The organism is Knoellia aerolata DSM 18566 (assembly GCF_000768695.1).
GTDB classification, from domain to species: Bacteria; Actinomycetota; Actinomycetes; order Actinomycetales; family Dermatophilaceae; genus Knoellia; species Knoellia aerolata.
This window is the reverse complement of record NZ_AVPL01000020.1, coordinates 37,339-57,789: the sequence shown is the minus strand read 5'-3', so window position 1 is coordinate 57,789 and position 20,451 is coordinate 37,339. Positions and strand designations below refer to the sequence as shown.

Here is a 20,451-nt window from a genome sequence, read left to right as displayed (position 1 = left end):
GCCCCTGCCGCCCCTGCCGCCCCTGCCGCTTCTGCCGCTTCTGCCGCTCCTGCCGCACCTCCCGCTCCGCCGGCCCGCCCCGGCGGCCTCGACACCGCGGCGATCCGTCGGTCCTGGCCCGACGTCCTCGCGAAGGTCTTCGAGCTGCGGCGCACGACCTGGACGTTCGTCTCCGAGCACGCACAGGTGCTCGACTACGACGGCGAGCGGCTCCTCCTCGGCATCGCCACGACCGGGCTGGCCAACACCTTCCGCCGCGGCCCGCACGCGACCTACGTCCAGCAGGCGCTCATCGACGTCCTCGGCATCGACGCCCGGGTCGAGGGGGTGCCCGCCGACGGCTCCTCGCTCGGCGGACCCGCCGGCGTCCAGACGATCGACCCCAACCGCCCCGCCCCGACCCCCGAGCCGGCCACCCCGCCCTCACGCGCGCCGTCGAGCCAGCGACCTTCCGGCGCGGGCCAGGACCCTCGCTCCCAGGGCCAGCCGGACCGGGACGGCGAGCCGGGTCGCGGAGGCGAGCAGGCGGCATACGTCCCGAGCCAGCCGCCCACGACGCAGGCGGAGTGGGGCGGCAGCGGCGGCGGACCCACCGCCCCCGCCTGGGCGACCGCCGAGACGAGCGGGCCGACCGAGCCGACGAGCCCGTTCGCGCGCGCCAAGGTGGCCGTCGCCGCCGAGCCCGACCCGGATGAGACGCCGGTCGCCGACGACTCCGCGATCAGCGAGGATGATGAGGACATCGAGGGCCTGGGCGAGATCGGTGTCCCCGTCGTCGAACGTGTCCTCGGCGGGAAGGTCATCCACGAAGAGGACGCATGAGCACCTACTACTGGGTCGGGCGCACCCTCACGATGTCGCTCGCCCACGCGGTGTGGCGGCCGACGATCCTCGGCAAGGACAACGTCCCCAGAGAGGGTGGCGTCCTCCTCGCGAGCAACCACCTCTCCTTCATCGACAGCTTCGCGATCCCGGTGGCCGCCCCCCGCAAGGTCTCCTTCCTCGCCAAGCAGGAGTACTTCACCGGAACCGGGCTCCGCGGCCGTTTCGTCCGGGGCTTCATGGAGGCCGGTGACGCGATCCCGCTCGACCGTGACGACTCGCGCGGTGCCCAGGCCTCGCTCGACCTGGCGCTCGAGGTGCTGCGCGCCGGCAAGGCCTTCGGCGTCTACCCCGAGGGCACCCGCTCACGTGACGGCCGTCTCTACCGCGGCCGCACCGGGGTCGCGTTCCTCGCCCTCACCGCCGGGGTCCCCGTCGTGCCCGTGGGGCTCATCGGCACCGACAAGGTCCAGCCCGTCGGGGCGCGTGGCCTGCGGCTCGCGGACGTGACGGTCGCCTTCGGGACCCCGATCCAGCCGTCGGCGTATGCCGGCCTGCCCGCCGGTCGCGCCCGTCGCCAGCTGACCGACGACGTCATGGACGCGATCGCCGCCCTCACCGGTCAGGAGCGGGCCGACACCTACAACGAGCGCCCGCCGAGCGCCGACCCCGACGACTGAGCGCACGATCGCCCCGATCTGGGGCCGAGCGCTCATGGCGGCACCGTCCGTCCTCCGCTTCACTGAGGGCATGAGACCTGCCGAACGGCGTCAGCGCGCGACCGTGGTGCGGCTGGTCGGCCTGGGCCACGTGGTCGCTGGCGCGGGGGCCCTGGTGGTCGCAGCCGTGATGATCCATGCAGGGACGCGCCCCTATGCCGGCCTCGGGGGAGTGGTCGCGCTGCCCGGGGTGGTGCTGGGACTGGCAGCCCTGGCCTTCACCCGGAGGGCACTTCGGGCGCTGCGACACCTGGGCAGCGGTCGTCCGCTCTCCGAGTGGCGCGTCTTGGCCCTCGTCGAGATCGCGACAGGAATCCCGCTCGCCGCCGCGGTGGCGGTCGCCGTGCAGGGCTACGGCGCCTTCGAGCCGTGGAGGTCCCCGCTGCTGCTGCCGTCGGTGGCCCTCCTCGTGCTCGGCTCCGCCGGACTCCTGGTCGCACGCGATCCCTCCCCGCGGGTGGAGCCTGCCGAGCGATCGGTGGCCTAGGCTCGGGGTGTGTACGAAGGCGCAGTGCAGGACCTCATCGACGAACTCGGCCGACTCCCGGGCGTCGGTCCCAAGAGCGCCCAGCGCATCGCCTTCCACCTGCTCCAGTCCGACGCCGTGGACGTGCAGCGCCTCACCGACGCGCTCACCCAGGTCAAGGCCAAGGTCCGCTTCTGCACGATCTGCTTCAACATCGCCGAGTCCGAGCAGTGCCGGATCTGTGCCGACAGCCGCCGCGACCTCAGCAGCATCTGCGTCGTCGAGGAGCCCAAGGACGTCGTCGCCATCGAGCGCACCCGGGAGTTCCGTGGGCGCTACCACGTGCTCGGCGGCGCGATCAGCCCCATCGACGGCATCGGCCCGGACGACCTCACCTTCCGTGAGCTGATGGCCCGCCTCGCGAGCAGCGAGGTCACCGAGGTCATCATCGCGACCGACCCCAACCTCGAGGGCGAGGCGACGGCGAGCTACCTCGCACGCTTCCTCAAGGGGATGAACATCCGCGTCACCCGGCTCGCGTCGGGCCTGCCCGTCGGCGGCGACCTCGAGTACGCCGACGAGGTCACGCTCGGCCGCGCGTTCGAGGGACGGAGGTTGCTCGATGCCTGACCAGGAGGTCGACGACCGGCTGGCGGACCTGCGCGCGCTCGCAGACGACTCGGCCGACGAGTCGCGCACCTACCTCGCGACGGTCACCGACATCGCGTCCGGCGCCAACCCGTCGGCTGCCCTGCCGCTCAGCCTGCTGGCGCTCTCGCAGGTCCTCGTCATGGGGGCCCGGCTCGGTGCGATCGAGGACGTCATCCCGGAGGACCGCTACGAGGTGGACCCCGGGCCGGACGTCGAGCTGGACCCGTTGCGCGAGAGCCTCACCAACCTCTTCGAGGGTCTCGACGACTATGCCGACGTCGTCGACCCCGTGACAGACCCCGAGCTCACGCGGGGCTCGCTCGCCAACGACCTCACCGTCGTCGCGTCGGCGCTCGCCCACGGGCTGCGCCACCACGAGGAGGGCCGGGTGCTCGAGGCGCTGTGGTGGTGGCAGTTCAGCTACCTCTCCGACTGGGGCGAGCGCGCGGCGAGTGCGCTGCGCGTCATCCAGGCTCTGCTCGCGCACATCCGGCTCGACGCCGACGCGGACGCCGTCGCCGAGGCCGAGTTCGACGCGCTCCACCCCTGACGAACGGTCTCGGATCTGCCCTGAACCGCCCGTGCGCGGCCGCGGACGCGAGTAGCGTTGAGTGCCGCCGCGCCACCCGGCGCGACCTCATCGGAGAGGTCATCTCATGGCAGAACACACCAGATCCCTGTTGTCCGCGGTGGCCGCCACCGCTGTCACCGCAGCCCTCGCGGTCGGCGCCCCCCTCGCCGGCGCCGATGACTCCGGCGGGAAGAACGGACGGTTCACCGCCGGGACCCCCGGCGTCGGTGACGTCTACTACCCCCTCGCCGGGAACGGCGGGTACGACGTCCGGCACTACGACATCGCCGGGAGCTACGACCCGGCCACCGACGTGTGGTCAGCCACCTCGACGATCGAGGCCGTGGCGACCGCAGACCTCTACCGCTTCAACCTCGACTTCGACGGCATGACGATCACGAGCCTCACCGTCGGCGGCAAGCCTGCCGGGTGGACCAGGGACGGCGCCGAGCTCGTCGTCGTCCCACGGCAGAAGGTGCGGGCCGGCTCGCCGATGACGATCGTCACGTCGTACTCCGGTGTACCCAAGGAGTTCGTCATCCCGCTCGAGGGTTTCGAGCTGCGGACGGGTTTCATGGCGACCGATGACGGCGCCACCGTGGCCGGGCAGCCGGACGTCGCAGCCGGATGGTTCCCGGTCAACGACCACCCGCGGGACAAGGCGGCATACACCTTCCACGTCACCGTTCCCGACGGCCTCGGTGTCGTCGCCAACGGGTTCCTCGTGGGCGAGCGGTCCGCGAACGGTCGGACGACCTTCGACTGGGACGCTCCCGAGCCGATGGCGAGCTACCTCGCGACGATCGACATCGGGGAGTGGGACGTGCGGCAGTGGAGCACCCCGTCCGGCCTCCCCGTCTACGACGCCGTGGACCCGGACCTCCTCGACGATCCGGTGCTGGGCCCGGCCATCGACAGCTCGTTGTCCCGTCAGGGTGAGGTCCTCGACGTGCTGTCCGCCGCCTTCGGCCCGTACCCGTTCTCCACGGTCGGCGCCATCGTCGACGACCAGGACGACCTGTTCTTCGCGCTCGAGACCCAGACCCGCCCGGTGTACTCCAAGTACTTCTGGCCGGACGGCGGCGACGCGGTCGTCGCTCACGAGCTCGCCCACCAGTGGTACGGCGACGACGTCGCCCTCGAGCAGTGGCAGGACATCTGGCTCAATGAGGGCTGGGCCACCTACGCCGAGTGGCTGTGGGCTGAGCACGAGGGCTTCTTCACGCCACAGGACGCCCTCGACTTCTACCTCGCAGTGATTCCCGACGACGACCCCTTCTGGGCGTTCGTCATCGGGGAGCCACCCGCCGACGACCTCTTCGGCGAGCCGGTCTACCTGCGTGGTGGACTGACCCTGCAGGTGCTGCGCAACCGGGTCGGCGACGCGGACTTCTTCGAGATCGCGAAGCAGTGGGCGTCGCAGCGCAGCGGCGGCACGGGCACGACCGCTCAGTTCATCGCGCTGGCGGAGTCGGTCTCGGGGCAGCAGCTCGACGACCTCTTCGACGCCTGGCTCTTCACCGGCTCGAAGCCGGAGGTCACGAGCCTCGCCGGCGCCCGTTCCGGGTCACCCGACGCACGCTCGCAGGATGCAGCGTCGGCGGTGGAGTCCTGGGGCTCGGCATTCGGCAGGCGCATCGCGCACGGTCGCTACTGAGCGCCCGTCCGGAGCTGTCAGGCGATGCGGGTGCCGCTCGGCAGCCGCCGGACCGGCGTCCTCACCCGGCGCTCGGCGACGAGGACCGAGCCCACGCCCAGGGCGACGAGGAAGCCCAGCCCCCACGGCCAGACGGCGTTCTCGTCCCGGCGCTCCCGGTCCGCCACGTCACGTTGCCGCTGCGTGTCCTCGGACTCCGCCTCGGTGCGCGCGATGACGTCGCCGCACTCGTCGACCACCGCGTCGAGGTCGCCGGCGCCGTGGCGGGCGTCGCGGCTGCCGTCACTGATCCAGCGCATCGGCGTGAAGCCGCCACCGAACGTGCTGCTCTCGCTCGTCCGGGACGGCGCGGCGTCGGCGACGACGACGAACGGGTTGAGGGCGAGCAGGGGCCACAGCCGCTCGGTGTGCGCGACGGACTGACGGCGGGTGAAGGTCGTGCAGTCGTCCTCGGTGGGCTGGGGGATGAACCCCTCGCTGGGCAGACCCGGCTGGGGCTCGTCGAGCGGCGGTGTGACCTCCGCGCTCCAGTAGCTGTCCGGCACGCCGCGCACGGTCACCGTGACCTCCTCGGTCATGATCACCGCGGCGAGGAGGAAGGCGATGAGCGTCCCGACGACCAGCGTCGCGAGGCTGAGGTAGGTGAGGACCGCCGAGGCCACCGGTCGGGCCGTGAGGCTCGAGAACATCAGCCCCACCGCCGCGACGACCGCGAGCACGACCGTGAGGACGAGCAGCGAGAGCAGGATCCGCCCGAACCCGATGCCTCCGGCGGCCCAGGCCCACGCGAGGAAGGGCAGAGCGGTCGCGAGGAAGCACATCGCGACGAGCCACGACGCGAGCAGCTTGCCGAGCACGAGCTCCCACGAGGTCACCAGCGTCGTCTGCATCGTCGCGAGGACGCCGTGCTCGCGGTCACCGTTGACGGTGGTCGCGGTGAGGCTCGGCACGATGAGCATCCCGAGCATGAGGACGAAGAACGTCGTCACGTCGTAGAGCGAGGGACCGGACGCGACGTCGGTGGTGCGCACCGCCCACCACGCGGCGAACGTCACGAGGCCGATGACGACGACCCATGCCCCGAGGACGACCGGCCACCGCGAGGTCCGGACCCGCTGGACGAGCTCGAGCCGGGCGACCGTCCACAGACGCTTCCGGCTCATCGTCGTTCCTCCGTCGCGGCGAGGTAGGCGGCTTCCATCGCCCCGTGCACGGGGGCGTAGGCCGTGACCCGGGCGCCGCTCCCGGCGAGCCCGGCGAGCAGCTCGGCGGCCTCGTCGTCGCCGGCGAGGTCGACGTCGACCGTCGTCCCGGCCGCCCGCCACACCACTGCGGCCGCGTCGAGCGCCTCGACCAGCCGCGTCCGGTCCTGGGCGGCAATTCGCCACGTGCGCAGGGCGCGGGGCGCGCCGTCGACGGCCTGCGTCTCGATGGTGCGGCCGCCGGCGACGATGACGGCCCGGTCGGCCATCTCCTGGAGCTCGGTGAGGATGTGGCTCGAGACGAGCACCGTCGTCCCCGCGGCCGCGAGCGAGCGCAGCAGGTCCCGCAGCTCGATCCGGCTTCGCGGGTCGAGGCCGGACGCCGGCTCGTCGAGGATGAGGGTCGTGGGTCGGTGCAGGAGCGCCCGGGCCATCCCGAGCCGCTGCTTCTGGCCGCGCGAGAGGACCCGGGCACGCCGGTCCGCGAGGTCGCCGAGGTGGACCTGCGCCAGCACCTCCTCGGTGCGGGCCCTCGCCTCGGCCGCGGGCAGGTCGTATGCCGCACCGATCGTGTGCAGCACCTCGCGCACCGTGAGCGCGTCCCAGGTCCCGAAGCCGTCGGGCATCCAGCCGATCCTGCGCCGGACCGCTCGCGGGTCGGTGACCGGGTCGATGCCGTCGATGGTGATCGCCCCCCGGTCCGGGACGAGGAGGGTGGCGAGCATGAGCATGAGAGTCGTCTTGCCGGCGCCGTTGGGTCCGATGAGGGCCGTGACCTCACCGGGCCGGGCGACCAGCGAGATGTCGTCGACGGCGACGACGTCGCCGAAGACCCGCCGCACCCCGGTGACGACGATGCCTGCCGCACCGCCGGGAGGCCCGCCGGTGGGTCCGTCGCCGGGTGGCACGGGCGCGTCGTCGGAGCTCATGACGCGAATGTAGGGCCCCGACCGGCATACGGGCGTGAGTTCGGCTGCGCGGGTCGCTCGTTAGACTCGGCGCCGTCCACCTGCTCGCGACCCACTGCATGGGAGTCCTCGTGCCGATCGTCGTCCAGAAGTACGGCGGCTCCTCCCTCGCCGATGCCGAGAGCATCAAGCGGGTGGCGCGCCGGATCGCCGAGACGCGCAAGGGCGGCCACGAGGTCGTCGTCGCCGTGTCGGCGATGGGGGACACGACCGACGAGCTGCTCGACCTGGCCCAGGGCGTCAGCCCGCTCCCGCCGCCGCGTGAGCTCGACATGCTCCTCACCGCGGGTGAGCGGATCAGCATGGCGCTCGTCGCGATGGCCATCCACGACCTCGGGCTGACCGCGCGTTCGTTCACGGGCAGCCAGGCCGGCGTCATCACCGACGGGGTCCACGGGCGGGCCAAGATCATCGACGTCACCCCGGGCCGGATCACCGGCGCGCTCGAGGACGGGCACGTCGTCATCGTCGCCGGCTTCCAGGGGGTGAGCCAGACGACCAAGGAGATCACCACCCTCGGTCGCGGCGGCACCGACACCACCGCCGTCGCGCTGGCCGCCGCGCTCGGCGCCGAGGTCTGCGAGATCTACACGGACGTCGACGGCGTCTTCACCGCCGACCCCCGCATCGTGCCGGCCGCCCGCAAGCTGTCCCGCATCTCCGCCGAGGAGATGCTCGAGCTCGCCGCGAGCGGCTCCAAGGTCCTGCACCTGCGCAGTGTCGAGTACGCGCGCCGCTACGACATCCCCATCCATGTCCGGTCCTCCTTCACGCCGAAGGAGGGCACGATCGTCTCGGACCACCCCGGTCCCGAAGGAGAAGCCGTGGAAGCCCCGATCATCGCCGGAGTCGCTCACGACCTCAGCGAGGCCAAGATCACCGTCGTCGGTGTGCCCGACCAGACCGGCAAGGCCGCGCAGATCTTCCACGCCGTCGCCGTCGCCGAGATCAACATCGACATGATCGTCCAGAACGTCTCCGCCACCGAGACCGGGCTGACCGACATCTCCTTCACCCTGCCCAAGACCGACGGGCAGCGCGGGATGCAGGCCCTGCAGGCGATCCAGGCGCAGGTCGGCTTCGCCGGGCTCCAGTACGACGACCAGATCGGCAAGCTCTCCCTCGTCGGCGCGGGCATGCGCTCGAACCCCGGGGTCTCCGCAACCTTCTTCCGGGCGCTCGCCGACGCCGGCGTCAACATCGAGATGATCTCGACCTCCGAGATCCGCATCTCCGTCGTCACCCGCAGCGAGCTGCTCGACGAGGCCGTCCGGGCGGTGCACACGGCCTTCGGTCTGGACTCGGAGGACGGCGAGGCCGTCGTCCACGCCGGCACGGGCCGCTGAGGGGTCGGGGCTGCCACGGATGACCGCCTCCACGCTCGGACCCACCCTCGCCATCGTCGGGGCGACCGGTGCCGTCGGCACCGTCATGCGCGACGTCCTGCCCGTCAACCGCCACCGCTGGGGGCAGGTGCGCCTCGCGGCCGGAGCCGAGGACGTCGGCTCGGTGTGCCGGGTGGCCGACGAGGAGCTCACCATCGAGGCCCTGACCCCGGAGTTCTTCGACGGGGTCGACGTCGCCGTCGTCGACATCCCGCCAGAGATCTCGGCCGGCTGGGCCGGTGTCGCGGTCGAGCGTGGCGCCGTGGTCGTCGACAACAGCCCGACCTTCCGGCGCGACCCGCTCGTGCCGCTCGTCGTCCCGGAGATCAACCCCGAGGAGGTGAGCAACCGGCCCAAGGGCATCATCGCGAGTCCCGGGGCCACGGTCATGACGATGATCGACGTGCTCGCCGTCCTGCACGCGCAGTGGGAGCTCACCGAGCTCGTCGTCACGAGCTTCCAGGCGGCGTCCGGCATGGGCCGGGCGGGGATGTCCAGGCTGCACGACGAGATCGCCGTGGTCGGGGGCAAGCGCCACCTCGGCATGAGGCCAGGTGACGTGCGGCGCGCCATCGAGCACGAGCTCGGGCCGAGCCTGTTCGGCGGACCGCTCGCGCTCAACGTCCTGCCCTTCGTCGGAACGCACGTCGGTGACGGGTGGAGCTCCGAGGAGTCCAAGATCCGCCACGAGACGCGCAAGATCCTCGGCCTTCCCGACCTGAGGGTGTCCGCGACCTGCGTCCGTGTCCCCGTCGTCTCGACGCACTCGGTGTCCGTGCACGCGACGTTCGCCCGCTCGATCCCGGTGGACCGCGCCCGCCAGGCGCTCGTCGAGGCGCCGGCGGTCGTCGTCATGGACGACCCCGACCAGGGCGACTTCCCGACTCCCGTGGACATCGTCGGTGCCGACCCGCGCTTCGTCGGCCGGATGCGCCAGGCCATCGACTTCCCACGCACGATCGACCTCTTCGTGTGTGGCGACAACCTGCGCAAGGGCGCCGCGCTCAACATGCTCCAGACCGCCGAGCTCGTCGCCGACACCCTCTGACCGGTTCCCGACGACCTGTGTGGTCTCGGTTCGATGACGGAATGCGCGTGTTGCCCCTGTGACCTGTGTGACTCGTGGTGCAATTCGGCTCAGAGCCACCGTCGTCGACCTGGGTGAGGAGGAACGGTGTTCGGACGCATGTCGGAGTCGGAGCGACCCGAGGGTGGGGTCGACGACCTCATGGAGGGCCACGTCGTGAGCGAGGAGCGGACCCGTCGGCGGGCCCTGCCCGTGCGCGCCGCCGTCGCCGCCCGCGACCTCGGCCGTCGAGGGCTGGGCCTGACCCGCGACACCGTGCACCAGGAGTTCCTCGTCCGGGCGCGCAACCAGGAGGAGCTCAGCGACGACCAGCTGTGGCGCCGCTACCAGTTCCGCCACCTGGCCGCCTTCGTCACCATCCCGGCCGTGCTGCTCGGCACCGCCAGCATCGCGACGGCATACGGCACGGGTCTCATGACGAACACGTCGACGCCACCCACGTGCGCACCCGTCGTCGTGCCGGCCCCCGCCCCGGCCTCCTTCAAGATCCGGGTCATGAACACCTCCGGCCAGAACGGCGCCGCGCACGTCGTCGCCCGTGACCTGACCCGTCGCGGCTTCACCGTCACCGACGCCTCCACCGCGCCGCGCACGCTCTACGTCAAGGCCCCGGTCCGGATCTACCACGGCACCGCGGGCCTCGACCACGCCCTCCTCGCCGCCCAGACCGTCGCCGGCGCCGAGCTCGAGAACGACGGGCGCTCCGGGACCTCCATCTCGTTCGTCCTCGGCGCGGACTTCACGACGATGCTCCCGGCCCCGCCGCCGAAGCCCCCGTCGCTCAAGGAGTTCAGCGTCAACGTCTACAACACGACGTGGCGCTCGGGCCTGGCCAAGACGACCCTCACCGAGCTGACGAAGCGCGGCTTCACCCCCGGCAAGCAGGGCAACGACCCCGACGGGTCGTTCCTGCCCGACGCGGTCGCCGTGATCCGCCACGGACCCGACGCAGACCTCGCCGCCGCGCTCGTCGCCAAGCACATCCCCGGCGCCACGCTGAGCGAGGTCCCGAGGGACAACCTCACCGTCGACGTCGTCCTCGGCAACAAGTTCGAGCAGGTCACGCCGCTCGCCGAGATGCCGCGCCCCGCACCGGTCCGCAAGGACCCGCCACCCACCGTGTCGCGTCCCTGCGAGTGACCCAGGGCGCCCGGGACCGTCCGGGGGCGTCCGAGGGGCGGGCAGCCGATGACCGTGGCCGCGGCCACACTGACAGACTGGCTGCTGCCCGTTCCCCTCGTTCGAGGAGCTGTCGTCCATGCCTGTCCAGACCGTTGCCCTGCTCACCGCCGGCGGCCTCGCTCCGTGCCTCTCGTCCGCCGTCGGCGGGCTCATCGAGCGCTACACCGCGATCGCGCCCGACGTCCGGATCATCGCCTACCAGAACGGGTATGCCGGCCTGCTCACCGGCCGCTCGGTCGAGGTGACCCCCGAGGTTCGGGCCGGCGCGGCGCTGCTGCACCGGTTCGGCGGCTCGCCGATCGGCAACAGCCGGGTCAAGCTCACCAACGTCGCCGACTGCGTCAGGCGCGGGCTCGTCCGGGAGGGGCAGGATCCGCTGCACGTCGCGGCGGAGCAGCTCACCGCGGACGGTGTCGACGTCCTGCACACCATCGGCGGCGACGACACGAACATCACGGCGGCCGGCCTCGCGGCATACCTCGCCGAGAACGACTACCCGCTGACCGTCGTCGGCCTGCCCAAGACGATCGACAACGACGTCGTTCCGATCAAGCAGTCCCTCGGTGCGTGGACCGCGGCGGAGCAGGCGGCGATCTTCGCGCGCAACGTGCTCGCCGAGCACTCCTCGAACCCGCGGATGCTCATCATCCACGAGGTCATGGGACGCCACTGCGGCTGGCTCACGGCGGAGACCGCACGGCGCCACCACGCCTGGGTGGCCGGGCAGGAGTGGCTGCCCGGCATCGGGCTCGACCCGCGCCGCTGGGACGTCCACGCCGTCTTCGTGCCCGAGGCGCCGATCGACCTGGCGGGGGAGAGCGCCCGGCTCAGGGCCGTCATGGACGAGATCGGCTGCGTCAACATCTTCCTGTCCGAGGGTGCCGGCGTCGGTGAGGTCGTCGCCGAGCTCGAGGCAGCCGGTCTCGACGTCCCGGTCGACCCGTTCGGCCACGTGCAGCTCGACAAGGTCAACCCGGGGGCGTGGTTCGGCAAGCAGTTCGCCGAGCGCCTCGGAGCCGAGAAGGTCATGGTGCAGAAGTCCGGCTACTTCTCCCGCTCGGCCGCGGCCGGGCCCGAGGACCTCGAGCTCATCCGGCGCTGCACCGACCACGCCGTCGATGCGGCCCTGCGCGGCGAGTCCGGGGTCGTGGGCGAGGACGAGGAGCGCGGCGACGAGCTGCGGACCATCGAGTTCCCCCGCATCGCCGGGGGCAAGAAGTTCGACGTCTCGGTGCCCTGGTTCGGCGAGCTCCGCGCCTCCGTCGGCCAGGCCTGACCGCCACCCGCACCCCCCGGCGCTTGCGTCTGCGTCGATGGTCAGAAACCTCACCACCCACGCAGACGCAGGCGGGGGTGATGTATCTGCGCGGGGCCTGGCGCCTCCTCTGGGGTGACCACGTCACGAAGGGAGACCGCCATGTCCGAGACGAACCACGCGGCAGGGGCGCCGTCCGCACCCGCCGACCGGACGATCACGAGCCCGAGCGTGCGTGCCAGTGCCGCCGTGCGCACCTACCGCTACCTGCGCCTCAGCCTCGTCGGGCTCGTGCTGCTGCTCCTCCTCGCGGTGTGGCTCGAGCGGCTCACGGGTGAGGCGGCGAACCGGCGGCTCGGCTCGATCAGCGCGTACTACTACACGCCCGCGCGGAGTGTCTTCGTCGGAGCGCTCGTCGCCATCGGCATCAGCCTCGTCGCGATCGTCGGACGCCGCGGCTTCGAGGACACCGCCCTCAACATCGCCGGGATGCTGGCTCCGGTCGTCGCCTTCGTCCCCACCCCCCGCGGTGCAGGAGGTGCTCCGTGTGACCCCGACGGGCGATGCTCGGTCCCCCCGGAGTTCGTCCCCGCGGTCGTCAACAACATCAAGAGCCTCATCGCGCTCGGTGTCGCCGGGGTCGCGCTCGGCGCCTACGTCGTGCTCAGGCGCCGCGAGTCATCACGTGCCACGAGGATCGGACTGGCGCTCGCCGCAGGGCTCTTCGTCGCGTTCGTCGCCTGGTTCGGGCTCGCGCGCGACTCGTTCCTCGACGTCGCGCACTTCGGCGCCGCGGTGCCGCTGTTCGCCCTTGTCACCGGCGTGGCCTACGTCAACGCCCGCAAGGCGCGAGCCCGCCGCGACCACGGGGTGAACGCCACGGGGGCGAAGACCTACACCGCGGTCTACGGCGTCGTCGCCGGCGTCATGACCATGACCTTCGCGGTCGCCATCGTCCTCGCCGTCATGGACCAGCTCGGGTGGGGTGGCACGCCGGACGAGTGGGTGCTGTGGGTCGAGGTCGTCCTGCTGCTGTCGTTCGCGACGTTCTGGGTGACCCAGACGTTCGACTTCTGGGCCGACGGCCTGCCCGAGGACGCCTCCGTCACCCCGGCCCCGGCCGCGACCGCGGCCGCCGGTCCCGGCCGGCCCGCCACAGGCCGAGGCCCAGGCCCAGGCGGAGACGTGACGCCCGCGCCCCGGCCGTGAGTCCAGCCTCTCGCGGACTTCTGTGCCCCAATTCCCCCAATCCCACAAAAGTTTTTCGCGTGGAGCCACGCGGCACGTCCATTGACGCACTTCCTCGAATGCCGCTGGCGGCCAAAGGTTTTGCGCTCTCATGGATTGCTGCGACAACCGCGCATTGTTTCAGTAGAATTGTCGCCAGTCGCCCACAGGTGACATTGTTTCGGCTCGGTTTGCACCGATTGCTCGACCAGACATCAGACGTTTGGGGGCGGCTTTGAATCTGCGCGAGGGCGGCGCTGCGGCGCCCGGCCCGGGGACTCTCGCCCGTCCGAGGTTGCTCGGCCGCCTCGGGGGCGTCGAGACCCATGGTCTCGCCGTGGTGGTCGCCCCGGTGGGCTACGGCAAGACGACCCTGCTCGGGCAGTGGAGCGCCGCCCGTCCGGGCACGGTGCGGTGGTGCACCCCGCTGGCGCTTCCGGACGCCGACGCGCTGATCCGGGACTGCGGTGGTCCGGGTGCCCTGAGCGGGGTGGTCATCGACGACGTCGCGGACGACCAGGTGAGGCGTCCCCGCGGGCGCCTCGTGCGGCTCATCGAGCAGCTCGCTCCCACCGTGCCGGTGATCCTGGCCGCTCGCCGCATGCCGGCCTTCAACCTGGCCAGACACGAGTTCCCGCACCCGGTCGTCGTCACCGCCCGCGACCTGGCCTTCCGTACCTGGGAGATCACCGGGCTCTTCGCCGATGTCTACGGCGACGCGCTCGGTGCCGAGGAGGCGCTCACGATCGCGGAGCGTACCGACGGATGGGCCGCGTCGCTCCGACTCTGGCACCTGGCACGACGGCTGCGCGAGCGCGACGAGGAGGAGGACCGGGACGCAGAGCCGGGCGCGTTCGGGGGGCTGCTGCACGGCTACCTCGACCGTGAGGTCCTGTCCGCCCTCGGCGCCGGCTCGCGGCGTCTGCTGGCGAGGTCCGCGGCGTTCGACTGCGTGAGCGCCCAGCGGCTCGACCTGCTGCTGGGCAGGCAGGACTGCCACCACACCCTGACCCGGATCGCCCGGAAGGTCAGCCTGGTTGACGCCTCGGCGAGCTCGTCGGACGGCCCTCACTACCGCTACCACGTCGCGCTGCGCAGGAACCTCCGATCCGAGCTGGTCCACGAGCTGGGTGTGGACGGGACGCGACACCTCTTCGCCAGGGCTGCCGAGGTCGCCGAGGAGCTCGGCGACCTCGGGGAGGCAGGCGCCGCGCGCTGCCGCGCCAACGATGCCCCCGGCCTCGCTGCGCTCATCGAGCGGCACGGCCCCTCCCGCGTGACGTCGAACCCGGGCACGCTCGACCTCGTCACGACCGCGCTCAGCCGGCAGCACCCCGCCATCGCGCTGGCCCGCGCGGACCTCCTGCTCCACGAGGGGCGGGCGCACGAGGCCCGCCGGGAGGTGTCGCAGGCGGCCCAGCTCGTGGCTCGGCCGGAGGTCACCGCTGAAGTGGTCCGCAGGGCCACGTCCGGCCAGATCCCCGTCACGCTGGAGCCCGGGTCACCAGGGGCCGAGGCCCTGCGGCTGCTCGCCCAGCAGGGCCCGCGGCACGCGAAGCAGGCCCTCACCCGGGGGGCGGGTGGGGCAGACGAGCCGGGAGGGCTCATGGCCGAGCTGGCTCTGGCCGCCCTCGACGTCCTGGTCGACCCGGCGTCCGGTCTCACCGAGCTGGAGCGAGTGGACGACCACCTGCGCACGCACGGGCTGCGGTGGTTGCGCCGGCTCGCCCACGCCGTGGCCCGGTGCTGCACCGCCGAGCCGCAGCGTTGCGCCGAGGTGCTCCGCCTCGCGGCCGCACGTGAACGCCTCGGCGACCGCTGGGGCGCGGCGCTGATCGAGTCGTCGGTCGCGCTGGCACTGCTCCGCCACGGACGACCGGACGCCGACCTTCTCGAGCGGCTGTGCGAGCGCTTCCGACTGCTCGGCGCACCTGCGCTGGAGGCGTGGGCGCGCTCCGCGCTCGCGCTCGCCTCGGCCCAGGACGACGTCCCCGACAGCGACGTCGCGACGTCGGCCGTGGCGTTCGCCCAGGCCGGCGGGGCGCCCGGGCCGCTCGCCGTGGCCTACGCGGCGCTGGCGCTGAGCAAACCCGACCTCCGCGCCGAGCTCCTCACCCTCGCCCAAGCCACGGCACGCGAGGGCGGGCTCACCTGCCGCCCTTGGACCTGGAGCCGTGACCCCGCCCCTGCGGTCAGGGACGCCCACAGGTCGCGGCCAGTGACAGCGGGAGGCGCATCGTCAGGCAGGTCCGCGATCCGACCGCACGCAGCGCCGGGGGCGTTCGACGCGGTGGATGCGTCGGCTCGTGCGGCCCTCCCCGCGGCACCTCCGGCCCACCCCGCGGCGGGCCCGTGGGGCGGGCTTGCCCTCAGGTGCTTCGGTACGTTCGCGGTGACCGCACGCGACGGTGCCGGATCGCTCGCCGGGGTCCGCCCGATCGCCCTGACCGTGCTGCGAATGCTCGCCGTCCAGGCCGGCTCACCCGTGCACCGAGACGTCATCGTCGAGGCGCAGTGGCCCGAGCTGCGAGAGCAGCCCGCCCTGCACAACCTGCACGTCTCGGTCTCCAACCTGAGGCGCGGCCTCGAGACGCTCGTCCCCGGCCACTCGCGCGAGCTGTTGGCCAGGCAGGGCCAGGCGTACGTGCTGGCCCCCGGCGAGGAGGCGGTCACCGACCTGCAGCGCTTCGACCGGCTGCTCGCCGAGGCGAGCCGTTGCCGACGTGCTGGCGAGCGCACCGGTCAGGGCCAGGCGCTGCGAGCCGCCCTCGGCCTCTACGCCGGGGAGGTCCTTCCGGGCGACGGCGCGGCCGAGTGGGTCGTCACGGTCCGGGAGCACTACCGTCTCCTGGCCGCCGGAGCCGCAGCCCAGCTGGCCCAGCTGGAGCTCAGCCGCGAACATTCGGCCGCCGCCGTCGCCGCAGCACAGCGCAGCGTGCAGATCGACCCGTGGCGCGACTCCTCGTGGCGGACCCTCATCGCTGCCCACGCACAGGCGGGTGAGCCCGCGGAGTCGGAACGGGCCAAACAGGAGTATGCCGCCGTGCTCGCGTCACTGGGGATCAGCACCATGCCGCTCGGTCCGGCTCACGCCGCCCCGGTCGCGGCCCAGCCACGGGCGGTGACCGGGCAACGCGTGTCCCGGGTCAGGACCGCGTGAAGAAGGCCATCTCACCCAAGGCAACCCGGGTGCCAGGGATCTCGCCGACAGCGCTCTTGATGGTCAGCCGGACCGCCGTGACGTCATCGGCGCCGATCATGATGTCCTGCTGACGGGGATCGTCGCGCAGATCCTCCTCCCGGATCTCGACCTCTCCGTCGGCGTTCGTGATGGACAGTTCGACCTTTGACGGGCGGCGAGTGAGGAGATACTTGCCTCGATCCCGTGACGACCCGTTGTAGATCTGCACCGCGACGAGCCGGAACGGCTCGTCAAACGTTGCCTCGAGATACTCATCGATGCCGTCGCCCGGGGCAGCGGGCGCCCACGACGTCTCGAGCCTGCCGTCCCGCGCCAAGGTCGCACCCCGACCTCGAGCCGTCGACGAGGCCACCACCAGGGTGGGCTCGTGGGGTTCCTTGCCGGAGACGCGGTCACGGACCGTCTCGACCGCCCCGCCCACCCAGGGCCACCCGACGCGGACCAGGCCGTAGAGGACTGCGGCCAGGACGACGAGCACCAAGAGACGACGGGGGGTGCGGGACCGGCGCTTCAGGACCGGTCGGGTGCCGGCCGAGATGCTCCTTGGCCGGCGTTGGAAGAGCCGCCTCCACCACGGAGGAGGCGGCATGACCGCCGCTCCGGCCAGGTCCTTCCCACACCGGCGGCAGAACTTGCGCTCCGGGGTGTTGCCGGCGCCGCAGTGCCCGCAGATGGTCTCCCCCGGCCTGGGCCGATGCTCTTCGACGGGGGCGGGCTTCTTCCGGCCCGACAGGCTGGCCTCCGTGCCCGGCTTGACCGCAGCCGGCTGGCGGGCGGCCACGGGTCGGGCGGGCGCAGGCCGGACCGGTGCCGGCTGGACGGGCACGGTCCGGCGCTGCGCACCAGGGTCGTCCCCCGGGACCGCGGCAGGCGCCGCCTCGACCTCGGTCCGTGCAGGATCCACGGGTCCGCTGTCGGCCGCCGGGGTGGCGTCCGCTTCGAGGCCCAGGCCTGCCTTGACCCGGTCGACCAGGGTCGGCCTCGACGGCTCCGGCACCTCGGGCACGGGCTCGGCTTCGGCCTCCGGTTCCGGCTCCGCCGGGCCGATTCGCTCACCCTCCCACTCGAGGTACGCCCCGCAGCCGCCGCAGAACGTCGCACCGTCCTCGTTGACGGATCCGCACTCGGTACAGATGACCGTGCTGCCACGGGTCGTCGCGTCACTCATCGGCCCATCACCTCGATCTCGTGGGTCACGTGGGGAGGCGTCGCGTCGGTGACCACCGACCGGAGGACGGCGAGGTCGACCGACTCGGGGTCGTCCAGTGCAATGCGGATCCGGACGTGGGCAGGGAAGGTTCCAGGCGGGTCGCTGCCGGGCGTGAGGGACCAGCTGGTGCCGCCGGAGTCGGCCACCTCGACCTCTCCGCCGGTCAGGTGCCGCAGGACCTGGCGCAGCCCTGCCGGGGTTCCCCGCCGCCGGTGGGCCTCGACCGCTTCCCGGACGGCGACCCGCTGGGTCGACAGGTCGGTGCTCGCCTCACGGCTGGCGCCCACCCAGGCGCCGACGAACGCGAGCAGGTCGGTCGGCGCCGTCTCCGGGTCGACGTAGGCGGTCAGGTTGTCGAGGGTGGCGAACACGGGAGCCAGCGCGTCGTCGAAGGCCGACACGAAGCGCGCCGTGAAGTCGCCGTCATGGAAGACCCCCGGGAGGAGGTGGAGGACCGGGTGGGGGGTCTCGAGCCCCGGAACCATGCCGCGCACCGTCATCCCCCCTTCGTGACCCGGACCTGGTGCCCGAAGGAGAAGATCAGGGCGTGGGGGTCGATGAGGATCCGGTCCGTGGGGTCGCCGCGCTCGGCGGTCGTGGGATCGGCGGCGAACAGCTTGACGTCCTCGACGAGCTCGGTGCCGGGGAGGCCCTGCAGCACGGCGTAGACCTCACCCGCGTGCACAGGTCGCCCGAACGGCCACCCGTCGCCGTCCGGCCCCCCGGTCAGTGGGTTGAAGTGGTGGTAGAGGGCGGCGAGCGCCGCGGCGCGCAGCCGGTCAGGGTCCTGGCGGATCCGAGCGAGGATCCGCGCCACGACGGTGACGCCCTGGTAGCTGGGCGGCTCGATGACCAGCCGGGTCCCGACGACGCGCCGTTCGTCCAGGTAGCCGGCGATCGCCTCGAGCACCGGCTCGGCAGGCACGAGTGACTCGAAGGAGAGCCGCCCGTCCGCCTCGATCGGGGCCCTCGGCACGACGAGGAGCCGGGCCCCGAGGTCGCCCTCCGCCACACAGCGGACCCGCGCGATCGAGGGGGCCGCGCGCCGGGCGAGCATCTCGACATCGAGTGCGGTGACGGCGCGGTCTCTGGTCCGCAGGTCGAGCGGACCACGTACCCGCAGCTCCTCGAGGGTCTCGCCCGCCGTCCCCCCGCTTGCCGGCCGGCGGTTCTCGACCCGCTCGATGAGCGGGACAGAGGTTCGCAGGATCGACACCGCCCGGGCGGCGACGTTGCCGCGCGGGCCGCCTCCGGAGCGGTAGACCGGCACCCTCAGCGGTGCGCCCTTGGGTGGCACCGCTCCGTATCGGGTGAGGGTCCCGTCCGGCTCCCGGACCGCCGGGGCCAGCTCGATGATGGCGGCGGCGCGGTCGACCCGGAACACGAGGTCGTCCGTTCCGTGGTCGGCGAAGGTCGCCACCTCCTCCCACGTCTGCCACCCGGGTCCGGCCGCCACCTCGAGACGAAGGGGCTGACCGTCGTCGACGACCGGCGCCCGTACCAGGGGAAAGCGCTGCCCGGGGATGCCCTCCGAGAGGCCGACGACCTCGTCGACGACCTCCTCGGCGTGGACGGCCGGGACGGTCGCGCCGACGGTCTGGACCTCGACCGATCGCACGAGGGGTGGGCTGACGTACGGCGGGTAGTCCAGCTCCGGCTCGGTGACGACGGAGCGCAGCCAGCCGGCGCGGACGCCACCCACCACCGACGTCACGTGTCCCGCGGGGACGTGGACGATCACGGAGCCGGGGCGGTTCAGGCCGCCGGTGCCGTCACGTTCGGTGTCGCACACCCGCCACGACGTGCCCGTCCATGCCTCCCAGCGCAGTGGCGCATGGTCGGGGTTGACACCCACCCCCCGCACCTCGCAGTCGAGGTGCACGGACACGGCGCAGCCCGGCGCGGCCTCGTTGAGCCCGACGAGGAGGGCGTCGCCCGGTCGCGGCGTCGTGGAGAACGCGGCGAACCCCGTCGCCTCACGCAGCTCGACCGCCCGCGGCACGACCTCCTCGTCCCGCGACTGGGTTGCCACGGCAGCCATCGACCGCACGGGGATGACCAGGTCCCGAGAGGTCTCGAAGACCGTCGCGTCGTCGTGCTCGGTCCGCACGGTGCTCACCTGCGTGCCGGCGCGCACGACGACGTCGTCGGCCTGCGCCGCAGAGAGCCAGAAGGTCACGTCGACGCTCGCCGCGGTGGGCGGATGCGGGCGCACCCCGATGAGCTCGAGGAAGGCCAGGTAGAGCTTGTCCGGGACCCGGTTGAGCCGGTAGAGGAGGGTGTCGGTGATGTACGCGAAGGTCTCGATGAGGGTGACACCGGGGTCGGACACGTTGTGGTCGGTCCACTCGGGGCATCGTTGCTGGACCATCCTCTTCGCGTCGTCGACCAGCTCCTGGAACCGGCGGTCGTCGAGGTTCGGCAGCGGGATCGACATCAGGAGCCACTCCGTTCGGTCGGCGGGATGACGTAGAACGGGAAGACGAGGTTGCGCGGGTCGTTCGTGCCGAGCAGCGCGTAGCGGATGTCGATGTGGAGGGTGCCCTGGTCGACCTCGTCGAAGCGGACGTCGACCGCCTCGAGGTCGATGCGCGGCTCCCACCGCTCGAGGGCGACGCGCACGGCATACGCGATGTCCCCGGCTGTGCTCGCGTCGGCAGGTGCGAAGACGTAGTCGTGGACGGCGCAGCCGAACTCGGGCCGCATCGGACGCTCACCGGGGGCCGTTGCGAGGATGAGCCGGATGCTCTCCTCGATCTCGCGGACCCCCGAGGCCAGAGCGATCCCCCCGGTCGCGTCGGCGCGCAGGGGGAAGGCCCAGCCCTGGCCCACGAACTCCTCGGCCAC

Annotated in this window: 17 protein-coding genes and 1 pseudogene; 12 read left to right on the top strand and 6 right to left on the bottom strand. The window is 72.4% G+C overall.

Annotation, left to right across the window (positions count from 1 at the left end; genetic code table 11):
• The 6 genes and pseudogenes from N801_RS21020 to N801_RS09435 all read left to right on the top strand — a co-directional run.
• Positions 1 to 822 (top strand): annotated as a pseudogene (locus tag N801_RS21020) (DNA polymerase III subunit gamma and tau); the annotation flags it as partial.
• The gene (locus N801_RS09455; protein WP_035936781.1) at positions 819 to 1,502 is read left to right on the top strand and encodes a lysophospholipid acyltransferase family protein; all 684 of its coding nucleotides are present in this window, start codon (positions 819 to 821) and stop codon (positions 1,500 to 1,502) included. The pseudogene N801_RS21020 and the gene N801_RS09455, both read left to right, overlap by 4 nt.
• A 70-nt stretch (positions 1,503 to 1,572) precedes the next feature.
• Complete coding sequence (locus N801_RS09450) at positions 1,573 to 2,028, top strand: hypothetical protein (RefSeq protein WP_156996661.1); 456 nt, start codon at positions 1,573 to 1,575, stop codon at positions 2,026 to 2,028.
• Positions 2,029 to 2,037: 9 nt separating this feature from the next.
• On the top strand, positions 2,038 to 2,637 hold the full coding sequence (gene recR / locus N801_RS09445; protein ID WP_035936775.1) for a recombination mediator RecR: 600 nt from the start codon (positions 2,038 to 2,040) through the stop codon (positions 2,635 to 2,637).
• Positions 2,630 to 3,208, top strand: a complete 579-nt coding sequence (locus tag N801_RS09440; protein ID WP_035936773.1) for a DUF5063 domain-containing protein — start codon at positions 2,630 to 2,632, stop codon at positions 3,206 to 3,208. Before recR ends, N801_RS09440 begins: the two co-directional genes overlap by 8 nt.
• 106 nt (positions 3,209 to 3,314) lie before the next feature.
• Complete coding sequence (locus tag N801_RS09435) at positions 3,315 to 4,886, top strand: M1 family metallopeptidase (protein ID WP_084108588.1); 1,572 nt, start codon at positions 3,315 to 3,317, stop codon at positions 4,884 to 4,886.
• Between the two features lie 17 nt (positions 4,887 to 4,903).
• Here the strand turns inward: N801_RS09435 and N801_RS09430 are convergent, their stop codons facing one another.
• Complete coding sequence (locus N801_RS09430) at positions 4,904 to 6,049, bottom strand: ABC transporter permease (RefSeq protein ID WP_052112805.1); 1,146 nt, start codon at positions 6,047 to 6,049, stop codon at positions 4,904 to 4,906.
• Positions 6,046 to 7,017: an ABC transporter ATP-binding protein gene (locus tag N801_RS09425; protein WP_084108586.1), complete on the bottom strand. Its 972-nt coding sequence runs from the start codon at positions 7,015 to 7,017 to the stop codon at positions 6,046 to 6,048. The genes N801_RS09430 and N801_RS09425 overlap by 4 nt, the downstream gene beginning before the upstream one ends.
• A 110-nt stretch (positions 7,018 to 7,127) precedes the next feature.
• Here N801_RS09425 and N801_RS09420 point away from each other — a divergent pair, with 110 nt between their 5' ends.
• The 6 genes from N801_RS09420 to N801_RS09395 all read left to right on the top strand — a co-directional run bounded on the left by N801_RS09420 (position 7,128) and on the right by N801_RS09395 (position 16,352).
• Positions 7,128 to 8,402 carry an aspartate kinase gene (locus tag N801_RS09420; RefSeq protein WP_035936808.1) on the top strand — a complete coding sequence of 425 codons (1,275 nt, stop codon included), beginning with the start codon at positions 7,128 to 7,130 and terminating at the stop codon, positions 8,400 to 8,402.
• A 19-nt stretch (positions 8,403 to 8,421) separates the two neighbouring features.
• Positions 8,422 to 9,489 carry an aspartate-semialdehyde dehydrogenase gene (locus N801_RS09415; protein ID WP_035936770.1) on the top strand — a complete coding sequence of 356 codons (1,068 nt, stop codon included), beginning with the start codon at positions 8,422 to 8,424 and terminating at the stop codon, positions 9,487 to 9,489.
• A 126-nt stretch (positions 9,490 to 9,615) separates the two neighbouring features.
• The gene (locus tag N801_RS19715) at positions 9,616 to 10,668 is read left to right on the top strand and encodes a LytR C-terminal domain-containing protein (RefSeq protein ID WP_052112804.1); all 1,053 of its coding nucleotides are present in this window, start codon (positions 9,616 to 9,618) and stop codon (positions 10,666 to 10,668) included.
• 118 nt (positions 10,669 to 10,786) lie between these two features.
• The gene (locus N801_RS09405) at positions 10,787 to 11,986 is read left to right on the top strand and encodes a pyrophosphate--fructose-6-phosphate 1-phosphotransferase (protein ID WP_035936768.1); all 1,200 of its coding nucleotides are present in this window, start codon (positions 10,787 to 10,789) and stop codon (positions 11,984 to 11,986) included.
• Between the two features lie 141 nt (positions 11,987 to 12,127).
• A complete protein-coding gene (locus tag N801_RS09400; protein WP_035936766.1) occupies positions 12,128 to 13,174 on the top strand; it encodes a hypothetical protein in 1,047 nt (348 codons plus the stop codon).
• A 355-nt stretch (positions 13,175 to 13,529) separates the two neighbouring features.
• A complete protein-coding gene (locus tag N801_RS09395) occupies positions 13,530 to 16,352 on the top strand; it encodes an AfsR/SARP family transcriptional regulator (RefSeq protein ID WP_156996659.1) in 2,823 nt (940 codons plus the stop codon).
• On the opposite strand, the gene N801_RS19710 is transcribed toward N801_RS09395, so the two are convergent.
• The 4 genes from N801_RS19710 to N801_RS09375 are packed head-to-tail and all read right to left on the bottom strand — an operon-like array spanning position 16,339 to position 20,451.
• Positions 16,339 to 17,562 (bottom strand): zinc ribbon domain-containing protein, encoded by a 1,224-nt coding sequence (locus N801_RS19710; RefSeq protein ID WP_052112803.1) that lies wholly within the window; start codon positions 17,560 to 17,562, stop codon positions 16,339 to 16,341. The genes N801_RS09395 and N801_RS19710 overlap by 14 nt on opposite strands.
• Complete coding sequence (locus tag N801_RS09385; protein WP_052112802.1) at positions 17,559 to 18,104, bottom strand: phage tail protein; 546 nt, start codon at positions 18,102 to 18,104, stop codon at positions 17,559 to 17,561. The genes N801_RS19710 and N801_RS09385 overlap by 4 nt, the downstream gene beginning before the upstream one ends.
• Complete coding sequence (locus tag N801_RS09380; protein ID WP_035936761.1) at positions 18,101 to 20,041, bottom strand: putative baseplate assembly protein; 1,941 nt, start codon at positions 20,039 to 20,041, stop codon at positions 18,101 to 18,103. The genes N801_RS09385 and N801_RS09380 overlap by 4 nt, the downstream gene beginning before the upstream one ends.
• Complete coding sequence (locus tag N801_RS09375; RefSeq protein ID WP_035936759.1) at positions 20,041 to 20,451, bottom strand: GPW/gp25 family protein; 411 nt, start codon at positions 20,449 to 20,451, stop codon at positions 20,041 to 20,043. Before N801_RS09375 ends, N801_RS09380 begins: the two co-directional genes overlap by 1 nt.